Source organism: Tenacibaculum ascidiaceicola (assembly GCF_047470925.1).
GTDB lineage: Bacteria > Bacteroidota > Bacteroidia > Flavobacteriales > Flavobacteriaceae > Polaribacter > Polaribacter discolor.
Genome location: NZ_JAZKJP010000002.1, coordinates 280072 through 297183 on the forward strand (window position 1 = coordinate 280072; position 17112 = coordinate 297183).

16 protein-coding genes are annotated in these 17112 nt (G+C 30.4%); 10 read left to right on the forward strand and 6 right to left on the reverse strand.

The features are described from left to right. Positions 1-22: 22 nt before the first annotated feature. Genes VBY68_RS01645 through VBY68_RS01655 form a run of 3 tightly spaced genes read right to left on the reverse strand, consistent with a single transcriptional unit; the run spans position 23 to position 2166 of the window. Positions 23-1093, reverse strand: a complete 1071-nt coding sequence (locus VBY68_RS01645; RefSeq protein ID WP_121147405.1) for a hypothetical protein — start codon at positions 1091-1093, stop codon at positions 23-25. Beyond that, positions 1080-1610, reverse strand: coding sequence for a hypothetical protein (locus VBY68_RS01650; RefSeq protein WP_273694405.1), 531 nt, complete (start codon positions 1608-1610; stop codon positions 1080-1082). The genes VBY68_RS01645 and VBY68_RS01650 overlap by 14 nt, the downstream gene beginning before the upstream one ends. Then, entirely contained in the window at positions 1600-2166 is a 567-nt protein-coding gene (locus tag VBY68_RS01655) for an RNA polymerase sigma factor (RefSeq protein WP_394342567.1), read from the reverse strand. The genes VBY68_RS01650 and VBY68_RS01655 overlap by 11 nt, the downstream gene beginning before the upstream one ends. 212 nt (positions 2167-2378) lie before the next feature. Here VBY68_RS01655 and VBY68_RS01660 point away from each other — a divergent pair, with 212 nt between their 5' ends. The 10 genes from VBY68_RS01660 (at position 2379) to VBY68_RS01705 (ending at position 15230) form a co-directional block, all read left to right on the forward strand. After that, on the forward strand, positions 2379-3236 hold the full coding sequence (locus tag VBY68_RS01660) for a hydroxymethylglutaryl-CoA lyase (protein ID WP_099216585.1): 858 nt from the start codon (positions 2379-2381) through the stop codon (positions 3234-3236). Between the two features lie 3 nt (positions 3237-3239). Beyond that, the gene (locus VBY68_RS01665) at positions 3240-4046 is read left to right on the forward strand and encodes a hypothetical protein (RefSeq protein WP_099216586.1); all 807 of its coding nucleotides are present in this window, start codon (positions 3240-3242) and stop codon (positions 4044-4046) included. Positions 4047-4082: 36 nt separating this feature from the next. Next, positions 4083-5642: a bifunctional metallophosphatase/5'-nucleotidase gene (locus tag VBY68_RS01670; protein WP_415268663.1), complete on the forward strand. Its 1560-nt coding sequence runs from the start codon at positions 4083-4085 to the stop codon at positions 5640-5642. Between the two features lie 143 nt (positions 5643-5785). Then, positions 5786-6985: a DUF4856 domain-containing protein gene (locus VBY68_RS01675; RefSeq protein WP_415268664.1), complete on the forward strand. Its 1200-nt coding sequence runs from the start codon at positions 5786-5788 to the stop codon at positions 6983-6985. A 98-nt stretch (positions 6986-7083) separates the two neighbouring features. Further along, a complete protein-coding gene (locus tag VBY68_RS01680) occupies positions 7084-8187 on the forward strand; it encodes an imelysin family protein (RefSeq protein ID WP_415268665.1) in 1104 nt (367 codons plus the stop codon). Between the two features lie 99 nt (positions 8188-8286). Beyond that, positions 8287-9651 (forward strand): HTTM domain-containing protein, encoded by a 1365-nt coding sequence (locus VBY68_RS01685; protein ID WP_124590318.1) that lies wholly within the window; start codon positions 8287-8289, stop codon positions 9649-9651. Further along, on the forward strand, positions 9641-12103 hold the full coding sequence (locus VBY68_RS01690; protein ID WP_415268666.1) for a TonB-dependent receptor family protein: 2463 nt from the start codon (positions 9641-9643) through the stop codon (positions 12101-12103). Before VBY68_RS01685 ends, VBY68_RS01690 begins: the two co-directional genes overlap by 11 nt. 168 nt (positions 12104-12271) lie before the next feature. Next, positions 12272-12760 (forward strand): hypothetical protein, encoded by a 489-nt coding sequence (locus tag VBY68_RS01695; protein WP_415268667.1) that lies wholly within the window; start codon positions 12272-12274, stop codon positions 12758-12760. A gap of 4 nt (positions 12761-12764) precedes the next feature. Further along, positions 12765-14483: an ATP-binding protein gene (locus VBY68_RS01700; RefSeq protein ID WP_415268668.1), complete on the forward strand. Its 1719-nt coding sequence runs from the start codon at positions 12765-12767 to the stop codon at positions 14481-14483. A gap of 3 nt (positions 14484-14486) precedes the next feature. Continuing rightward, positions 14487-15230, forward strand: a complete 744-nt coding sequence (locus VBY68_RS01705; RefSeq protein WP_121147395.1) for a LytR/AlgR family response regulator transcription factor — start codon at positions 14487-14489, stop codon at positions 15228-15230. Here VBY68_RS01705 and VBY68_RS01710 read toward each other — a convergent pair whose 3' ends face one another. From VBY68_RS01710 to VBY68_RS01720, 3 genes are all read right to left on the reverse strand, one after another. Then, positions 15231-15500: a hypothetical protein gene (locus tag VBY68_RS01710; RefSeq protein WP_099216594.1), complete on the reverse strand. Its 270-nt coding sequence runs from the start codon at positions 15498-15500 to the stop codon at positions 15231-15233. A 5-nt stretch (positions 15501-15505) separates the two neighbouring features. Beyond that, entirely contained in the window at positions 15506-16093 is a 588-nt protein-coding gene (locus tag VBY68_RS01715) for a hypothetical protein (protein ID WP_415268669.1), read from the reverse strand. Positions 16094-16216: 123 nt separating this feature from the next. Then, positions 16217-16981: a hypothetical protein gene (locus VBY68_RS01720; protein WP_415268670.1), complete on the reverse strand. Its 765-nt coding sequence runs from the start codon at positions 16979-16981 to the stop codon at positions 16217-16219. Between the last annotated feature and the right edge of the window lie 131 nt (positions 16982-17112).

The following is a 17112-nucleotide window of genomic DNA, read 5'->3' on the forward strand; positions in this document are numbered from 1 at the left end:
AGTATAATTTGTAAGTTGTTGGTTAATCATTTAATTTTAAAGAAACGCCTCCGTATCTAGATTTTATAGTAATAGAAGAGTTAGAGTTGTCTTTACCAAAAGTTCCTTCGTAATACTTTTTAGAAGATTTACTAATGCTTTTAAACATTTTTACATGGTTATCAGGATATCCAAACCCAGCATAACCTAGATCAATAGTAAAATTAAAGTTGTTGTTGCTACTAGTACCAAGTTTAATACCTGCATAACTTCCATCAATAACAATGCTTTCAAAACCTTTTTCAATATTTCTAACTCTGACACCACCATAATCAGTATCAATTTTTAAGTTTTTTCTAAGAGTTCCAATTTTTATACTAGCATAATCAGAATTACCATTAATATTTGAGGCATCATCTACAGAAATACTTCCGTAATCACTATTAAAGTCAACATTGTTTGCTGTACCTATTTTCATGGTAGAATAGTCGGCATTTACTTTTAAGTTCTCTGACTTTATAATAGTTAGTTTAGAGTAATCAACACTTAGGTTTCCTGATTTCATAAAATTAATTTCAGAAGTACCACAGTAATCTAAATTAATGTTATTAGTTTCATTTAGTAATTGGTCAATTTGTATTTTACCATAATCACAATTAATATTGGATTTACCTTCTAGTTTGTCTAATTCAATATTTCCGTACTTATTGTTTAAATCGGCATTATTGGTAACTGGCATTTTAACAAAGTAATTAATCTTATAGTTTGTGTTATTGCTACCCCACCAAGACCAGCTAGATTTTGTTTTTTCAATAATAGTTCTAGCTTCTACTAAACTAGGAGTAGACTCAAATCGAACATCAATCGCCTTTAATTTACGTTCAACGTTAGACAAATCATTACCTTTTACAGTTATTTTTACATTAATCTCTATTCTGTTTTCGTTCCAAGTAGTCACGTTTACATTACCATATTTATTGTTAATATATAAGGTAGCGTTTTTGTTAACAGCAAAAGTTTTACGTATGTTTTTGCTTTTTTCGTGTTTTTTATCATTGGCTACTAAAAGAGTAGGAATGAATAGTAGTAGGAAAAATAATTTATATAATTTCATCTTCTAATATTTCTATTTTAGCGGGGTTTTGTTGTAATTCTAATCGTAAAAGAAGCTTTTCTAATACATCTAATCTTTGTTGATAATTTTGTATCATTTCTCTGATAATTTGATGCTTGTTTTCTCTTTTAGATAATTCTTTTACAAGGGTTTTATATTGGTCCTCTAGTTCTTCAATTTCGTTTAAAGAATCTTCAATAACCGTTTCAGTTTCTAAATTTCTATATTGTTCAACCTCTTTTAATTCTTGATTTATAGTTGTTACAAAAAAGTTTTGAGCTTCAGCCATTTTAGGCGAAATATCAGCTAAATCGTAGGTGCTTTTTTGCTGGTAACTACCTAGATAAAAGCCTAAAACTAATACCACAGATGCTGCAATACTCATCCAAAAATAAGATGGTTTTTTAGATCTTTTCGGTGTTTCTAGTTTTCGTTGAAAGCGATTTAAATGCCCTTGATGAGGCTCAAAAACATCAAAGTCATTTTCTTTGAAAAATTGATGCAGTTTATCCTCCATATACTTCTGTTTTATTAGTATTACTTGCTAATACTTGTTTTAACTTCTTTTTTGCTCTAGATACCGTTGTACGTACATTTTCATTAGTATAGTTTAGTATTTGAGCGATTTCTTCATAATCATAGCCTTCAATTAGGTTTAAAGTCAATACAATTCTGTAATTATCCTTTAAGCTCTGTAAACAGTTTATAACTCTTTTAACTTCAAGTGAGCTATAATCTATTTCTATATCTTCAACTTCATAGCTAGGAATCACATCCATCCTTACTTCATCATATCTAGTAACTTTTTTTAACTGGGTTAAACTTTTATTAATTACAATTCTTTTTAACCACGCACCAAAAGTAACTTCACCTTTAAAAGTATCTAATTTCGTAAAAGCAGTTAAAAATGCTTCTTGAATTAAATCTTCTGCTTCGAACTCGTCTTTTAAAATACGATACGACGTGTTATACATAGCTTTGTAATAGCTCTGATAAACCTGCATTTGTGCAGAATTATCGTTCTTTTTACAGCGTTCGATTAGTTGGTTGATATGTGTTTGTTGCGACTCCAATGAAATCATTCTATACTAGAGACAAATTAACTTTTAAATTGTGACAGTTTGCAGAAAAAAAAATAAAAAAAATAAAAAAAACTTTCAAGTTTTTATTTCTGTTTCTTTGTATTTTGTTGATAATTAATTAATTGGATAGTGTTTTATAAAGGGCGAATAGAGACAGGTAAAGCTAGGTGAAAAAATGAATCAAAATATGTATATTTGACACAATGGTTAACAGTGTTAAAATTATTGAATGTCCAAGGGATGCAATGCAAGGAATTAAAAGCCATTTTATTCCCACAGAGACAAAGGCAAAATACATCAATTCACTGTTGAAAGTGGGATTTGATACAATTGATTTTGGAAGTTTTGTGTCGCCAAAGGCAATTCCCCAAATGAAAGATACAGCTGAAGTTTTATCGAAGTTAGATTTATCTACTACTAAAAGTAAACTATTAGCAATTGTAGCAAATGTGCGAGGAGCAAATGATGCGTCACAATTTGAAGAAATTGATTATTTAGGATATCCCTTTTCGATATCAGAGAATTTTCAAATGCGTAATACACACAAAACAATAGACCAATCTATTGATACTTTAAAAGAGGTATTAGCCATTGCAAATCGAACCAATAAAGAGGTAGTAGCTTATTTATCAATGGGGTTTGGAAATCCTTATGGAGATCCATGGAGTGTTGAAATAGTAGGAGAATGGACAGAAAAACTTTCGTCGTTTGGTGTTAAAATCTTATCTTTGTCAGACACAATTGGGAGCTCAACACCTGAAGATATAGACTACTTGTTTTCAAATTTAATACCTAGTTATCCTCAAATAGAATTTGGAGCTCATTTACATACAACACCAACTAAATGGCATGAAAAAGTTGACAGTGCTTTTAAAGCAGGTTGCCGACGTTTTGATGGAGCTATTAAAGGATATGGAGGTTGTCCAATGGCTAAAGATGAGTTAACAGGTAATATGCCAACTGAAAAGTTATTGTCTTATTTTACAGCAAATAAAGTAGCAACTAATATTAAACCAATGAGTTTTGAAAGTGCTTATAATAAAGCACTAGAAGTTTTTTAAAAGATGATGAAATTAAATATTATTTTTCTATTTTTCTTTTTTTCAGCCTTTTCTCAATCTACAAATAGTGAAAGAATAGGGGTGTGGAATGTGAATGGTAGTAAAATAGTTAAAAATCAGTCGGTAAGTGATGATTTAGCTGCTTATTATTGGGGTGAATTTAATAGGATTTTCCCGAAAGAGCTCACCCAAAAATATATTAAGCGGATTGTTTTAATGACGGATGGGGTAGATGAAAAAACAGGAGCTTTAGTAGCATTGAGTTCAAAAAATGATAAATGGCAGTTAGAAATTGATATTAGAGATGTTAATTTTGAAACTAAGGATAAGAGAAGACTTCATGAGTCAGTATATACTTTAGTACACGAGTTTGGGCATTTATTAACATTAAATAGAACTCAGATAAGGCCAACAAACAAAAGGCAACAAGAAGAAGGAGAGTTATATTTAACTCTTGAAGGAGAAGCTTATAAAGATAGTTACATCAATAGGTTTGTTAACATATTTTGGAAAGGGGCATTATTAAATCGTTGGGATGTTATTCAACGAAAATATTGTTATACAGAAGCAAACTGTGTAGAAAAACTATATGATTTATACTTAAATAATAGAACAGAGTTCCTTACAGATTACGCTGCTGAAAGTCCAGAAGAAGATATTGTTGAAAGCTGGACAGCTTTTGTGTTAAGACCTAAAATAAAGAAGCCTAGAACTATAGCACATAAAAAAATAAACTTCTTTTATCAATTTCCAGAATTGGTAGAATATCGAAAAATGATAAGACAAAACACACGTCAATATCTTCACTAGAATTCGTAAATTTGGTTTTCTTATAAAAAAAGCCAAATGAAGCAATTTAAAACCCTATTACTACTTTTAATAACTTGCACTTTAGTTAGTTGTGGTTCTCCAAAAAAGAAAATCAATACAACTACACCAGAGACAACGTATCAGTTTAAAAAAGATAATGATAAAACCTATTTTACATTACTACAATTAAACGATGTGTATGAAATTGCCCCAATTCAAGGAGGAATGTATGGAGGAATGGCAAGAGTAGAAACAGTTCACAAACAACTTTTAAAAGAAGATAAAAACACCATGCTAGTATTAGCAGGAGATTTTTTATCACCTTCTTTACTAGGAACAATGAAGTATAATGGTGAGCGAGTAAGAGGGAAACAAATGGTAGAGGTTATGAATGCTATGAACTTTGATCTTGTTGCATTTGGAAACCACGAATTCGATTTAAGTTTTACACATTTACAAGATCGTTTGAATGAGAGTAAGTTTGATTGGATATCAGCCAATGTATTGCATAATGTTGATGGTAAACACTCTTATTTTCATAAAATCGTTGATGGTAAAAAAGAAACTTTAAAAGATTTTTTCATAAAAGAATTTAAGAATTTAAATGGAACTACTTTAAAAGTAGGGTTTATAAGTGTTTGTATTCCATCAAACCCAAAAAGTTACGTGTATTATGGAGATATGTATAAAGAAATACAACGCTCTTATAACGAAATAAAAGATAAAGTAGACATCGTATTAGGGTTAACTCATGCATCACTTACACAGGATAAAGAAATAGCAAAACTATTACCAAACGTGCCATTAATTATGGGAGGTCACGAACACACCAATAGTTACACAAAAGTAGGAGAGGTAACAATTGCAAAAGCAGATGCTAACGCAAAAACAGCCTATATCCATAGGTTTGAATATAACCCAAAAACAAAAGAAGTCAGCTTTAAATCTGAGTTAAAAGAAATTAATAAATCAATTCCTTTTGATGCGAGTGTAAAAGAAGTTGTAGATAAATGGCAAGCAGTCTTAGAAGATAAAATTCAAGAAGTAGTATCGAATCCTTATGAAATAATATACAAGGCAGCTGAACCTTTAGATGCAAGAGAAAGTACAATTAGAGTTGTACAAACCAATATGGGGAAAATTATTGCAGAATCAATGAGCTTAGCGTATAATAATGATGTAGACTGTGCTTTGGTAAATGGAGGATCTGTACGAATAGATGATGTATTATCAGGAGACATAAATGCTGTTGATATTTTTAGAGTATTACCATATGGAGGAGAAATTTTAAAAGTTGAGATTAAAGGAAGCTTATTAAAAAAGGTGTTAGATTTTGGTGTAGAATCTTCAGGAACAGGAGCCTATTTACAAAGATTTAATGCTGAAAAAGTAAATGGAGTATGGGAGCTTAAAAATGGAAAACTACAAGAAAACCAAACTTATACAGTTGCTTTTTCAGATTATTTATTAAGAGGACTTGATATTCCGATGCTTTCAAGTAAAAGTGAAGGGATTTTAAGTATTTACACACCAAAAAAAGAAGAATTAGCATATGATATACGTAAAGCAGTTGTTAATTTTCTTAAAAACAAATAGTATATAATTATAAAATATTGATTATTAGTTAGATATTTATAAAAGCTAAAAATTATTTAAAATAAGTCTTAATAAGATTTGTGAGGTTGAATTTCTTATATAAATTTGCCAAACAAAATTAATTAAAACTTAATCTAAATAAAATGAAAAGAGTAATCCTTTCTATGATAGCTGTATCAGCTTTAGTGTTTACTTCTTGTTCGAGTGATGACGAGCCAGTAAATTCAGTAAAAGCACCAGCAACTTACAAGTTTGAAAGAAATAATGAATCTACAGTAAGTTTTTCAGGTCAAACGACTCGAATTAAAATGGCTACTGAATTAATTGCAGCATTAAAAAATACGGCAAAAACAGAAGCTGATTTAGATAACATGTTTGCACATGCTGAAGGAGATGCAGATTTTACCGATGCAACATTAAACGCCTCAGGTAAAAGTGTACGTAGTAAAACAGCAGCTTCAACCGATTTCTTTTCTGCAAATACAACAGAAGCTAATGCAATTAAAGCTCAATTTGATGCTTGGATAAAAGAGCAAGTAGATGATGTATTTCCAAACTGGGATGTTGACGCAGTAGCAGGAACAGCAGGTAAACTTCAACAAAATGGAGGAGGTTCTACTAGATACATAAACGGAAAAGGAGTTGAGCTAAATCAAATTTTTGCAAAATCATTAATCGGAGGTTTAATGGTTGATCAAATGTTAAATAACTACTTAGGTACAGCTGTATTAGATGCAGGAAGTAATGTTACTAATAACGATAATGATGTTGTTGAGGAAGGAAAAAGTTATACAACAATGGAGCATAAGTGGGATGAGGCTTATGGTTACTTATATGGTAACGAAGCTAACCCATCTGAACCAGTATTAGAAGCAGATAAGTTCTTAAACGAATATTTAGCAAAAGTAAATGGAGATAATGATTTTGCTGGTATAGCAGATGATATTTACAATGCATTCAAGTTAGGAAGAGCTGCTATTGTTGCTAAAAATTATGACGTTCGTAATGAGCAAGCAGAAATTATTCGTGAAAAAATTTCAAATGTAATTGCAATTAGAGGAGTATATTACTTACAACAAGGTAAAAATTTATGGACGACTGATAAGGCGGCAGCATTTCATGCTATTTCAGAAGGTTTAGGGTTTATTTACAGTTTACAATTTACTCGTAAAAATAATGCTAATGAAGCATACTTTACCAAAACAGAGGTAGAAGGTTTATTAGAAGACCTATTAGGAACAGGAAATGGTTTATGGGAAGATACTACACCAGCAACATTAGATACTGTTTCTGAAACTATCGCTGCTAAATTTAACTTCACTGTAACAGAAGCAGGGAGCTAAGAAGCAAATAATTTAAGAATTCTTATAAAAAGTAGTTATGATTTCATGGCTACTTTTTATATTTGCAAAAGTTTTATTTAGAATAAATAGAAATAAAAATGATTAAAAAATTTTTACCTTTCCTATTACTTGCAGTTGTAGTTTATGCTTGTAGTTCAGATAGTTCAGATAACCCAACACCATCAGATGGCTTTGATAGAGGAGCAATGCTAACACATTTAGCAGATAATATAATTATACCTTCTTTTGAAGCGTTTGATAGCCAGTTAACTACGTTAGGAACAAAAGCCACTTCTTTTACAGATGCTCCTAATGCAACAACTTTAACAGAGGTACGTACCGCTTGGTTAAATGCTTACAAAGCATGGCAACATGTAGAAATGTTTAATATAGGTAAGGCCGAAGAATTAGGTTTTGTAAACTTTTTTAATATTTATCCGCTTACAGTTGCAGATGTAGAAAGTAATATAAGTAACGGAACATACGATTTAAATAGTTCTAACAACCATGACGCACAAGGTTTTCCAGCGTTAGATTATTTATTGTACGGTGTAGCAGCAAATGATATTGCTATTTTAGAAAAATACACAACGGATGCAAATGCAGCTAATTACAAAAAGTATATAACTGATGTGATTGCTCAAATGAGTGGATTAACAACAACAATTCTTAACGACTGGAAAGGAAGTTATAGAGATGAGTTTGTAGCTTCTACAGCTAATACAGCTAGCTCATCATTAAATAAATTGGTAAACGATTTTATTTTTTATTATGAAAAAGGATTAAGAGCTAATAAGTTTGGAATTCCAGCAGGAAACTTTTCATCAACACCATTACCAGAAAAAGTTGAAGCATATTACAATCGAGTAGTATCAAAAGCATTAGCATTAGAAGCATTAATTGCTGTTCAAGATTTTTTCAACGGAAATAACTTTAACACAGCTGGCTCTGGAATTAGTTTTAAAAGTTATTTAGAGTATTTAAAAAGAGGTGATTTAGTAAACTTAATAAACACACAGTTTAATACAGCTGAAACACAAGTTAGTACTTTAAACGATGATTTCTATCAACAAATAAATACCGATAATACTCAAATGACAAAATCATTTGATGAGCTACAAAAAGTAGTAGTGTATTTAAAAGTAGATATGCTACAGGCTTTTAATGTTAGCGTAGACTATGTTGATGCCGACGGAGATTAATCATTGAAAACAAAATAACAAAGCTGTCTATGAAAATAGGCAGCTTTTATTAAAATAACTATTTAGTCATACTTTTTGTAGGTGAAGCATATCATAAAAATGATTTCTAAAAATTACCTTTCAAAGCAAACAAATTCAGCCCCTTTGGCTGTTTTTCGTGTTTTTTTTGGGGTTATGATGCTTTTTGGTATCCTACGGTTTTGGTATCATGGCTGGATAGAAAAACTATATGTACAACCTACATTTCACTTTTCATATTACGGTTTTGAATGGATAAAACCTATTGGAAATTATACATATTTACTATTTATAATTAGTGGTTTATCAGCAGCATTGGTGGCTTTAGGATTTAAATATAGATTGGCTATTATAACATTCTTTCTAAGCTTTACCTATATAGAGTTAATGGATAAAACAACCTATTTAAACCATTACTACTTTATAAGCATACTAAGTTTTGTACTAATCTTTTTACCAGCAAATGCTCACTTTTCTTTAGATGCTTACCTAAGAAAAAGAGAATATATAAATGTGCCAAAATGGACAATAGATAGTGTAAAATTGCTTTTAGGAATTGTATACTTTTATGCAGGTTTAGCAAAATTAAATTCCGATTGGTTATTTAGAGCACAACCCCTAAAAATATGGTTACCATCAAAATACGATTTACCTTTAATTGGGAATAATTTAATGCAACAAGAATGGTTTCACTACACAATGAGTTGGAGTGGAGCTTTGTATGATTTATCAATTCCCTTTTTATTATTGTATAAAAGAACACGTTTGTTAGCTTTCGGATTGGTTGTGTTTTTTCATGTATTTACTAGGGTTTTATTTCCTATAGGCATGTTTCCTTTTATAATGATTGTTGCAACACTTATTTTTTTCGATGCTTCTTTGCACGAGAAAATTATTCAATATATAAAACGAGTGTTCTCAATTTCATCAGAAACAGTTCAACAAGTTAAAGAATATACATATCCAAAACTTAAAAAGAAAGTCATCTTATCAATCTTAGGAACTCTTTTTATACTTCAAATACTATTACCATGGCGTTACTTAATGTATCCAGGAGAATTATTCTGGACAGAAGAAGGTTTTCGTTTTTCGTGGCGAGTTATGTTAATGGAGAAAGCAGGTTATGCAAACTTTAAGATTGTTGATGGTGAAACAGGGAAGTTTTTTTATGTAAACAATACTGATTTTTTAACCTCTTTTCAAGAAAAGCAAATGAGCTTTCAGCCTGATTTTATTTTGGAATATGCTCATTATTTAGGAGATCACTTTAAAAAAGACGGTCATAAAAATATAGAAGTCTACGTGGAGAGTTTTGTGGCATTAAACGGACGATTAAGTCAACCATATATAAACCCTAACATAGATTTATATAAACAAAAAGAAAGCTTTAAACACAAAGACTGGATATTACCTTTTAATGATAAAATTAAAATTTATGGACTATAAACATATGTTCAAACACACACAATTAGCTCAGAATATAGTAAGGTTAATATGTGTATTATTCTTTACTGCCTCAACTTTTGCTCAAAACAAAGTTTCAGGTGTGGTAACTTCTGAAATGAATACGAAGTTGCAAAATGTAAAAGTATATAATAAAACGGGTAGATTGTTAGCAGAGACTAACGGTAAAGGGTTTTATCAATTTTCAACTGAAAAAGAACAATTAGAATTGTTATTTTATGTTGAAGAGTACCAATTAAAAGAGCTTAAAATTACAGTTGTAAAAGACGTTGTATTAAACGTTAAATTAAACTCTTTTTCAGAGGAGTTATCAGAAATACAAATCAAAACACAACGAAGAAAAGTATTTGAGTTAAAACGCTTAAAAGATGTAGAAGAAACAGCCATTTTTGCAGGAAAAAAGACCGAAGTTGTTTTAGTAAATCAATCTACAGCAGCATTAGCTTCTAATAACGCACGTCAGTTATACAGTCAAGTAGCAGGATTAAATATTTTTCAGAATGACGATGCAGGTTTACAGTTAAATATTGGTGGTAGAGGATTAGATCCAAACAGAACCTCTAATTTTAATACACGTCAAAACGGATACGATATTAGTGCAGATGTGTTAGGGTACCCAGAAAGTTATTATACACCACCGGCAGAAGCATTGAATGAAATTCAAATTGTAAGAGGAGCAGCTTCGTTACAATATGGAACTCAGTTTGGAGGGCTAGTAAACTTTATAATGAAGAAATCGAACCCTAACAAACCATTAGAAATCATTACAAGAAATACCCTAGGAAGTAATAACTTATTTACCAACTTTACAAGTGTTGGAGGAACCAAAGGTAAATTTAGCTATTACGGATATTACAATTACAAGCAAGGAGATGGTTTCCGTTCGAATTCAGAATTCGATTCAAAAAATGCCTTTGCACATTTAGGATATGAGATCTCAGACAGAACAAAGCTAGAAGCAGAAATTACATATTTGAAATATGTAGCTCAACAAGCAGGTGGATTAACTGATGCAATGTTTGTAGAAAACCCTTTTCAGAGTAATAGAGAACGTAATTGGTTTCAAGTAGATTGGTTTTTGTACAATCTTAAGTTAGCACATCGTTTTTCAGATAAAACAAATTTCACATTTAATTTCTTTGGTTTAAATGCTTCTAGAGATGCTGTAGGATATAGAACTAATAGAGTTAGTGATGAAGATCCTGGTAGAGAAAGACAAGTTATAAAGGGAGATTTTAATAACTTCGGGTTTGAAGCTAGGTTATTATCAGAATATGAGTTATTCAATAAAAAAGCTACTTTTTTAATAGGAAGTAAGTTTTACAAAGCAAACAATACATCAGCACAAGGTCCAGGGTCAGAGTTATCAGATGCTGACTTTAAAATTTATTCAGAAGAGTATCCAAACTACCCAAGACAATCAAACAGTACATTTCCTAATTTAAATATCGCATTGTTTGGAGAAAATATTTTCTATTTAAATGATAAATGGTCAATAACTCCAGGTTTTCGTTTAGAACATATAAAAACCGAAAGAGAAGAATTCATAACAGATATTACCACCGATGCAGCAGGGAATGTTATCAATAGAAATGAAAGAGACGAGGAAGAAACAAAAGAGCGTACTTTTTTATTATTAGGAGTAGGAACTAGTTATAAGCCTAACACCTCAATAGAATTTTACGGAAATGTTTCACAAAACTATCGTTCAGTAACATTTGCAGATATAAGTACCGCGAATCCTGCTTTTGCAATAGCAGAAGATATTACAGACGAAAAAGGGTTTACAGCCGATATAGGAGTAAGGGGAGATTTTAACAAAGTAGTATCATATGATGTAAGTGTTTTTGGACTTTTTTACAATGACAGAATAGGTATTTATACAAGAACAGATGGTAAACCAGAAAGAGATAATATTGGAGATGCAAGGATTCTTGGTATAGAGAGTCTTTTTGATTTGAATCTAAAAAAGATGTTAGATATAAATAGTGATTATAACTTTAATTACTTCGTAAATACATCATATACAAACTCAGAGTATACCTCTTCAATAGCAAATGGAATTGTAGGCAATAAAGTAGAATTTGTACCAGAATTTAACTTTAAAACTGGTGTTAAGTTTGGATATAAAAACTTATTATCAAGCTTACAATATACTTACCTAACACAACAATTTTCTGATGCATCTAATGCTGTTATAGCAGATTCAAATTCTAGTATAGCTAAAATAAGTGGAGTAGTAGGAGAAATTCCTGCTTATGGTGTACTAGACTTCTCAGCTTCTTACAAATACAAAATTTTCAAGTTAGAAGCAGGAGTAAATAATCTGTTAGACGAAAAATACTTTACACGTAGAGCAACAGGATACCCTGGACCAGGTATTATACCATCCGCTCCGAGAAACTGGTATGTAACATTACAGTTCAAAATTTAAAATAAAGGGAGAAGCTTCGGTTTCTCCCTTTTTTAATCGGTAGAAATAAGAGAGGTTTTGTAAAGATAATTTTCTCTATAACTGCTATAAATTATTAACAAACTATTTTTTCTTTTCTTTTTATAATTGTAATTTTAGCCAAATAACCAAATTAAAAAATTATAAAAGATGGGAAACCCAGTAAACGTTAACGGAGTTACATTAACATTAAAAAGCTTTAGTAAGTTTGATACAAATATTAGTGCAGAAAATGTACCTACAGGTCCTTTAGTAAACATGTCTAGAGATGAATCCGGAAACAGTGCAACTCCTAATACTATAACAGTTTTAGCATATTTACCAGACAATACATTAAACCCAGTAGATAATACAAGTGGATTGCAACTACAAGGAAACGAAGTTTATTTAAATTACTACGGAGTTACGCCAACTAAAATCTTAAACAAAGATGGAGGATATGATACGGTAAGTTGTAGAGATTTTAGAGTAGAGTTTAATTGTGATGAAGTAGCTAGCCAGTACGATTTATATTATGTACAGTTTGCCTATCAATTGGATGAAGGAACTCCCTCTGTAGATATGATTTTAGTACGTAGTGAAAATGATGATCCAGAAACGGATAGGGGAACTGTAACTGCGCCAGCAAAATCTCAATAATTAAATGTTGTCTTTTATATTTAGGATTTTCTTTATTTTTTTTACAGTAAAAGCTTTATCACAAGATATAAATAAAGGAAGTCTAGAATATCTTTATACTAGAGGAGATTCCTTAAGTATAAACAAACAAACTTTTAAAAAAGCATTAATATTTTATAAAAAAAAGAAACATGATTCTAGTTATGCCTATAGCTCTAAAGGACTTTTATCTGCCGGAAATGTAGAAGAAAAAGATATTTTGAATTATATACAAGGCAGTAGTGCTATTCGTAAAGGTTTGTATAAGAAAGCTTTAAAAAGTTTGTCTTCAATTTCTAAAAACTCATCATATGAATTTTTAAAGAATAGGCAGTTAGGAATAACATATCTTAACCTGAGAAAGTTCGATAGTGCTATTTTTTTTCTAAAAAAATTTGAACTAAAAGGAATAGAGGTTGAAAATGTAGATGTAAATAAAGATGTGCTTCATAACTTAGGATTGAGTTATGTTCATAAAAAAGACTATATTAAAGCAAAGGAATATTTTCAAAAAGAATTAAAATTAATTGAAAGTCAGGATACTGCTGCAACCATTAGGACTAAAATGGATTTAGCAAATGTCTATTACAATCAATATTTAGATGATGAAGCGATTCCGTTATTTATAGAGGCGTATGATTTAGCAAAATTATTTTCTGATTTAGAACTTAAACAATATACAGCCAAAAACATGGCGGTTGTTGAGAAGAATAGAAAAAACTACCAAAAAAGTGTAGACTATTATATAGAATACGGTCGTTGGAAAGACTCTATTTGGAACCGTGATAAAATTTGGGAGCTTACAGAAAAAGACAAACAATTAGCTGTAGCTCAAAAGCAACAAGAAATTGTATTACAAGAAGAACAGCTAAAGCGTCAAGCAGTAGTGCAAAAGAGTTTGGTAATAGGAGCTTCGGGTTTATTAGTTTTTCTCGGATTTTTAGGTTATTTTTATAGAGAGTTAAAAAGTAAAAATAGGTTTATTACCCAACAAAAGGAGGAGTTAAACGTAGCTAACAAAACCAAAGACTATTTATTTTCTGTAGTGTCTCACGATTTACGTTCGCCAATTAATACAATTAAGCGACAACACGAAAAGCTAAAACGACAATTAAAAAATAAAGAATACGATGCGGTAAGTGAAACTACTAACAATGCTATTGCATTAACTGAAAGTACGAGTCATTTATTAAATAATGTATTACATTGGTCGTTAGAGCAAAACAATCAGTTATCGTTTAAAGCAGAAGAATATCCTTTAAAATCGTTGGTAGAACAGGCTGTTTATAACTTTGAAGAGATTGCAGAAGCTAAAAACATTGCATTAACAACAATGTTAGAAGCTACTATTTTAGTAAAAGCAGATAAGGAATCCTTGAAAATAGTATTGAGAAATTTGTTAGATAATGCACTAAAATACACAGGAGAAAACGGCAAGATTGAAGTAAAAACCTATAACGACTCTGAAGAATTTAGTACAATTGAAATTAAAGACACAGGTTTTGGAATTTCAGAAGAAAAACTAGCAAAAATTAAAGGATTAGAAGACTTAAGTATTGACAAAATTAACAGATCTGAAGGCGTAGGGCTAGGTATGTTACTGTGTCAAACACTTATTAAAAAGAATAATGGAAAATTACTCATAGATAGTGAGTTGGAAGTGGGGACAACTATACGAATTTTGTTACCCAACGCAAGCGCATAAATTATGAAAAGACTACAATTACTATTGCTAGAAGATTCAGGAGAGGAAGCTTTAGAACTTTCTTCTTTTTTAGAAGATAATGATTACGAGGTATCATTAGCAAAAAATGCGGTAGAAGCAGAAAAGTTAATTAGAAATCGCTTTTTTGATGTTATTATTTTAGACATCATGATAAACGGAAGACCAGACGGAATTTCGTTAGCACACCGTTTGAATAAAGAAGGAATTAATGTGCCTTTTTTATTCTTAACAAGTATGCAAGGAAGAGAAATTTTTGATGAAGCAAAACTAACCAATCCGTTAGTATATCTTTTAAAGCCATATAATAAACTGGAATTGTTATTCTCTTTAGAGTTGGCGATAGAGTCATGCTATCAACAAAGTAATAGTATAAGCTTAGCTTCAGACAATGCAGTGTTAAGTCCTGCTTTTTTATTCATAAAGAAAAAAAGAAGCGTAGTAAAAGTTGATGTAGCTGCTATTAATTATGTAGAAGTAAAAGAAAAATACTGTAGTATAATTTGCGACTCAGGAAATTACCTAATAAAGTTATCGCTAACCAAGCTAAAAGACATGCTATCTAATCCAGATTTTAGACAAGTGCATAGAAATTACTTGGTAAACGTTAAGAAAATCAAAGAAATTTACTTTGAAGATAACCTTATAGTATTAGACAATGAAGAGAAAATTCTCTTTAGTGAGCGTTATAAAACAGCATTTATAAAAGACAATACAATTTTTAGATAGTTATACAATTTTAGAAACTAAACTTATAACAAAGCCAAAGCCATTTTCGATATTAGAAATAGCTTTGGCTTTTTCGTTATTACTAATAGTAGCATCATCAATAAGTTTAAGTGTTTTTATGGCGTTAGCATTGGTAATTTTACTTTCCTTAATAAAAGCATCTACTTCACTAAGTTTTAAGTTAGTTAAACTAGCTAATTGTTTGTTAAACTCAGCATCAGTTTGTGAAGCAGCTTCTTTAGCTATATTGTTCCAATCTATAGAATTCATAATAGTTATTTTTCAGTAATTACTTTTTCAATATTTATCAATTTATTTAGAGTATTTCCAGTTTTATCAATACTCTGATTAATGGTGTTTTCAACTTTTTTTATGTTAATTCTGTCACCTGTAAGTTGATCTATAGCCGATAAAGCATCACTTTCTGTAGTTTTTACCTTTACAACAGAATTAATTAAGTTTTGAAGTGAAGTAGTAGCTTTACTATAATCACTATAATTAGAATTTAGTTGGTTTAAAATATCTTGCCTTTGTAAATCCAATACACTTTGAAGAGAGTCTTTTTTACGATTAATAATAGGAACAATACTATTTAGAATATTAGGCAATTCCTTTTTGTAATCTAAAGAATCAGGTAATAAACCCTCAAACTTTTTTAGTAGCGTAGGGGTGTATTTGTTCTCAATAAATAAATTTATTTTTTCTTTTCTTTCATCAAAAAGTCTGTTGACTAAAGAAACATTTAGCTGATGCATATTATCTGCTTCTTTAATAACCTCTTTCGTTAATGTTACAGTAGAGCTTGGAATACTGGCGCAGGAAAAAAGAAAAAAAGAAAAAATAGATACGTAAAAGTATTTCATAAGTATAGTTAGTTTATAATTAAAAAGAGGTTGCTACAGTATTGAGCTAAGTTCGGTTAGTATGCTGTAAGCTCTATTATAAATAATCACTTAACGTAACAACCTCTTTGTTTTTAAGTATAGTTAATTTGTATTGGGTTTTGGTATGATAAAAATAGATTTAACTCTATCTATAATACCCTGTAGGATACTAAAAATAGCTTCTGAAGAAAAACCTCCAATAAGAGCTAAAACACCTTTGTTAAACAAGTTAATATCTTCAGGGCTTTTGGTGTAAAACGAAATAATTTCAGACATGATAAGTCCGGCAATAATACCAAGTACTATTTGGGCTAAATAAGAAATAGACTCTTCTGATACCATGGTAGATTCTCTAATAGAATCGCTAACTCTTTTTAATAAATAAAAAATAACCCCCAAACCAGCAACAGACGCTAAATAAGAGAGGTTTAAAAGGAGAGGCAATCCAGAGTTATTCATTAAGCCTTTATCTAATGAGTCATTATTAACATCAGGAGAAAGTGCAGTAACAATGAATAAAACCAAAAAGAAAAGCGCTAAGAAAATAAGATTCCTAACTATAGGAAGCTTACTGAAAATAGATTTATTTTGACCTTCATCACGAAGAGCTTTCGTGTATTCTATCGATTTTGGTGTTGCAGGAGCAATATTTTTAACAAGAATATTATGAGCATTTATCAAATCATTCAGGTTCTTACTTTCAATTAAAGAGTTCACTTCAGTATTAATAACAATACCATTATAAATAGCGTACGATAGCATGTTGTTAATCTCAGTGATTAATTCTATAGATACTTTAGGGTAAACACCATTACTATTAGTGCTAACAATTTTTTTACTGTCTTTTTGAAGGGTGTTATTTTCCATTGCTTTATTTTATGAGTTCTAATATATGCAAAAGCAATATAAATTTAAAAAAAAGGTGAAAAAGAAAATAGAAGAAAAACCCTCAACGTATAAAACTTGATTATTAACGTAATAGAAAAAAGGTTAAAATA

What these genes read in the sequence shown, in the direction of transcription:
- VBY68_RS01705 (WP_121147395.1), top strand. Translation starts at nt 14,487, where the DNA reads ATGAAAAGACTACAATTACTATTGCTAGAAGATTCAGGAGAGGAAGCT.
- VBY68_RS01685 (WP_124590318.1), top strand. Translation starts at nt 8,287, where the DNA reads ATGATTTCTAAAAATTACCTTTCAAAGCAAACAAATTCAGCCCCTTTG.
- VBY68_RS01645 (WP_121147405.1), bottom strand. Translation starts at nt 1,093, where the DNA reads ATGAAATTATATAAATTATTTTTCCTACTACTATTCATTCCTACTCTT.
- VBY68_RS01715 (WP_415268669.1), bottom strand. Translation starts at nt 16,093, where the DNA reads ATGAAATACTTTTACGTATCTATTTTTTCTTTTTTTCTTTTTTCCTGC.
- VBY68_RS01690 (WP_415268666.1), top strand. Translation starts at nt 9,641, where the DNA reads ATGGACTATAAACATATGTTCAAACACACACAATTAGCTCAGAATATA.
- VBY68_RS01680 (WP_415268665.1), top strand. Translation starts at nt 7,084, where the DNA reads ATGATTAAAAAATTTTTACCTTTCCTATTACTTGCAGTTGTAGTTTAT.
- VBY68_RS01675 (WP_415268664.1), top strand. Translation starts at nt 5,786, where the DNA reads ATGAAAAGAGTAATCCTTTCTATGATAGCTGTATCAGCTTTAGTGTTT.
- VBY68_RS01665 (WP_099216586.1), top strand. Translation starts at nt 3,240, where the DNA reads ATGATGAAATTAAATATTATTTTTCTATTTTTCTTTTTTTCAGCCTTT.
- VBY68_RS01710 (WP_099216594.1), bottom strand. Translation starts at nt 15,500, where the DNA reads ATGAATTCTATAGATTGGAACAATATAGCTAAAGAAGCTGCTTCACAA.
- VBY68_RS01670 (WP_415268663.1), top strand. Translation starts at nt 4,083, where the DNA reads ATGAAGCAATTTAAAACCCTATTACTACTTTTAATAACTTGCACTTTA.
- VBY68_RS01695 (WP_415268667.1), top strand. Translation starts at nt 12,272, where the DNA reads ATGGGAAACCCAGTAAACGTTAACGGAGTTACATTAACATTAAAAAGC.
- VBY68_RS01720 (WP_415268670.1), bottom strand. Translation starts at nt 16,981, where the DNA reads ATGGAAAATAACACCCTTCAAAAAGACAGTAAAAAAATTGTTAGCACT.
- VBY68_RS01660 (WP_099216585.1), top strand. Translation starts at nt 2,379, where the DNA reads ATGGTTAACAGTGTTAAAATTATTGAATGTCCAAGGGATGCAATGCAA.
- VBY68_RS01700 (WP_415268668.1), top strand. Translation starts at nt 12,765, where the DNA reads ATGTTGTCTTTTATATTTAGGATTTTCTTTATTTTTTTTACAGTAAAA.
- VBY68_RS01650 (WP_273694405.1), bottom strand. Translation starts at nt 1,610, where the DNA reads ATGGAGGATAAACTGCATCAATTTTTCAAAGAAAATGACTTTGATGTT.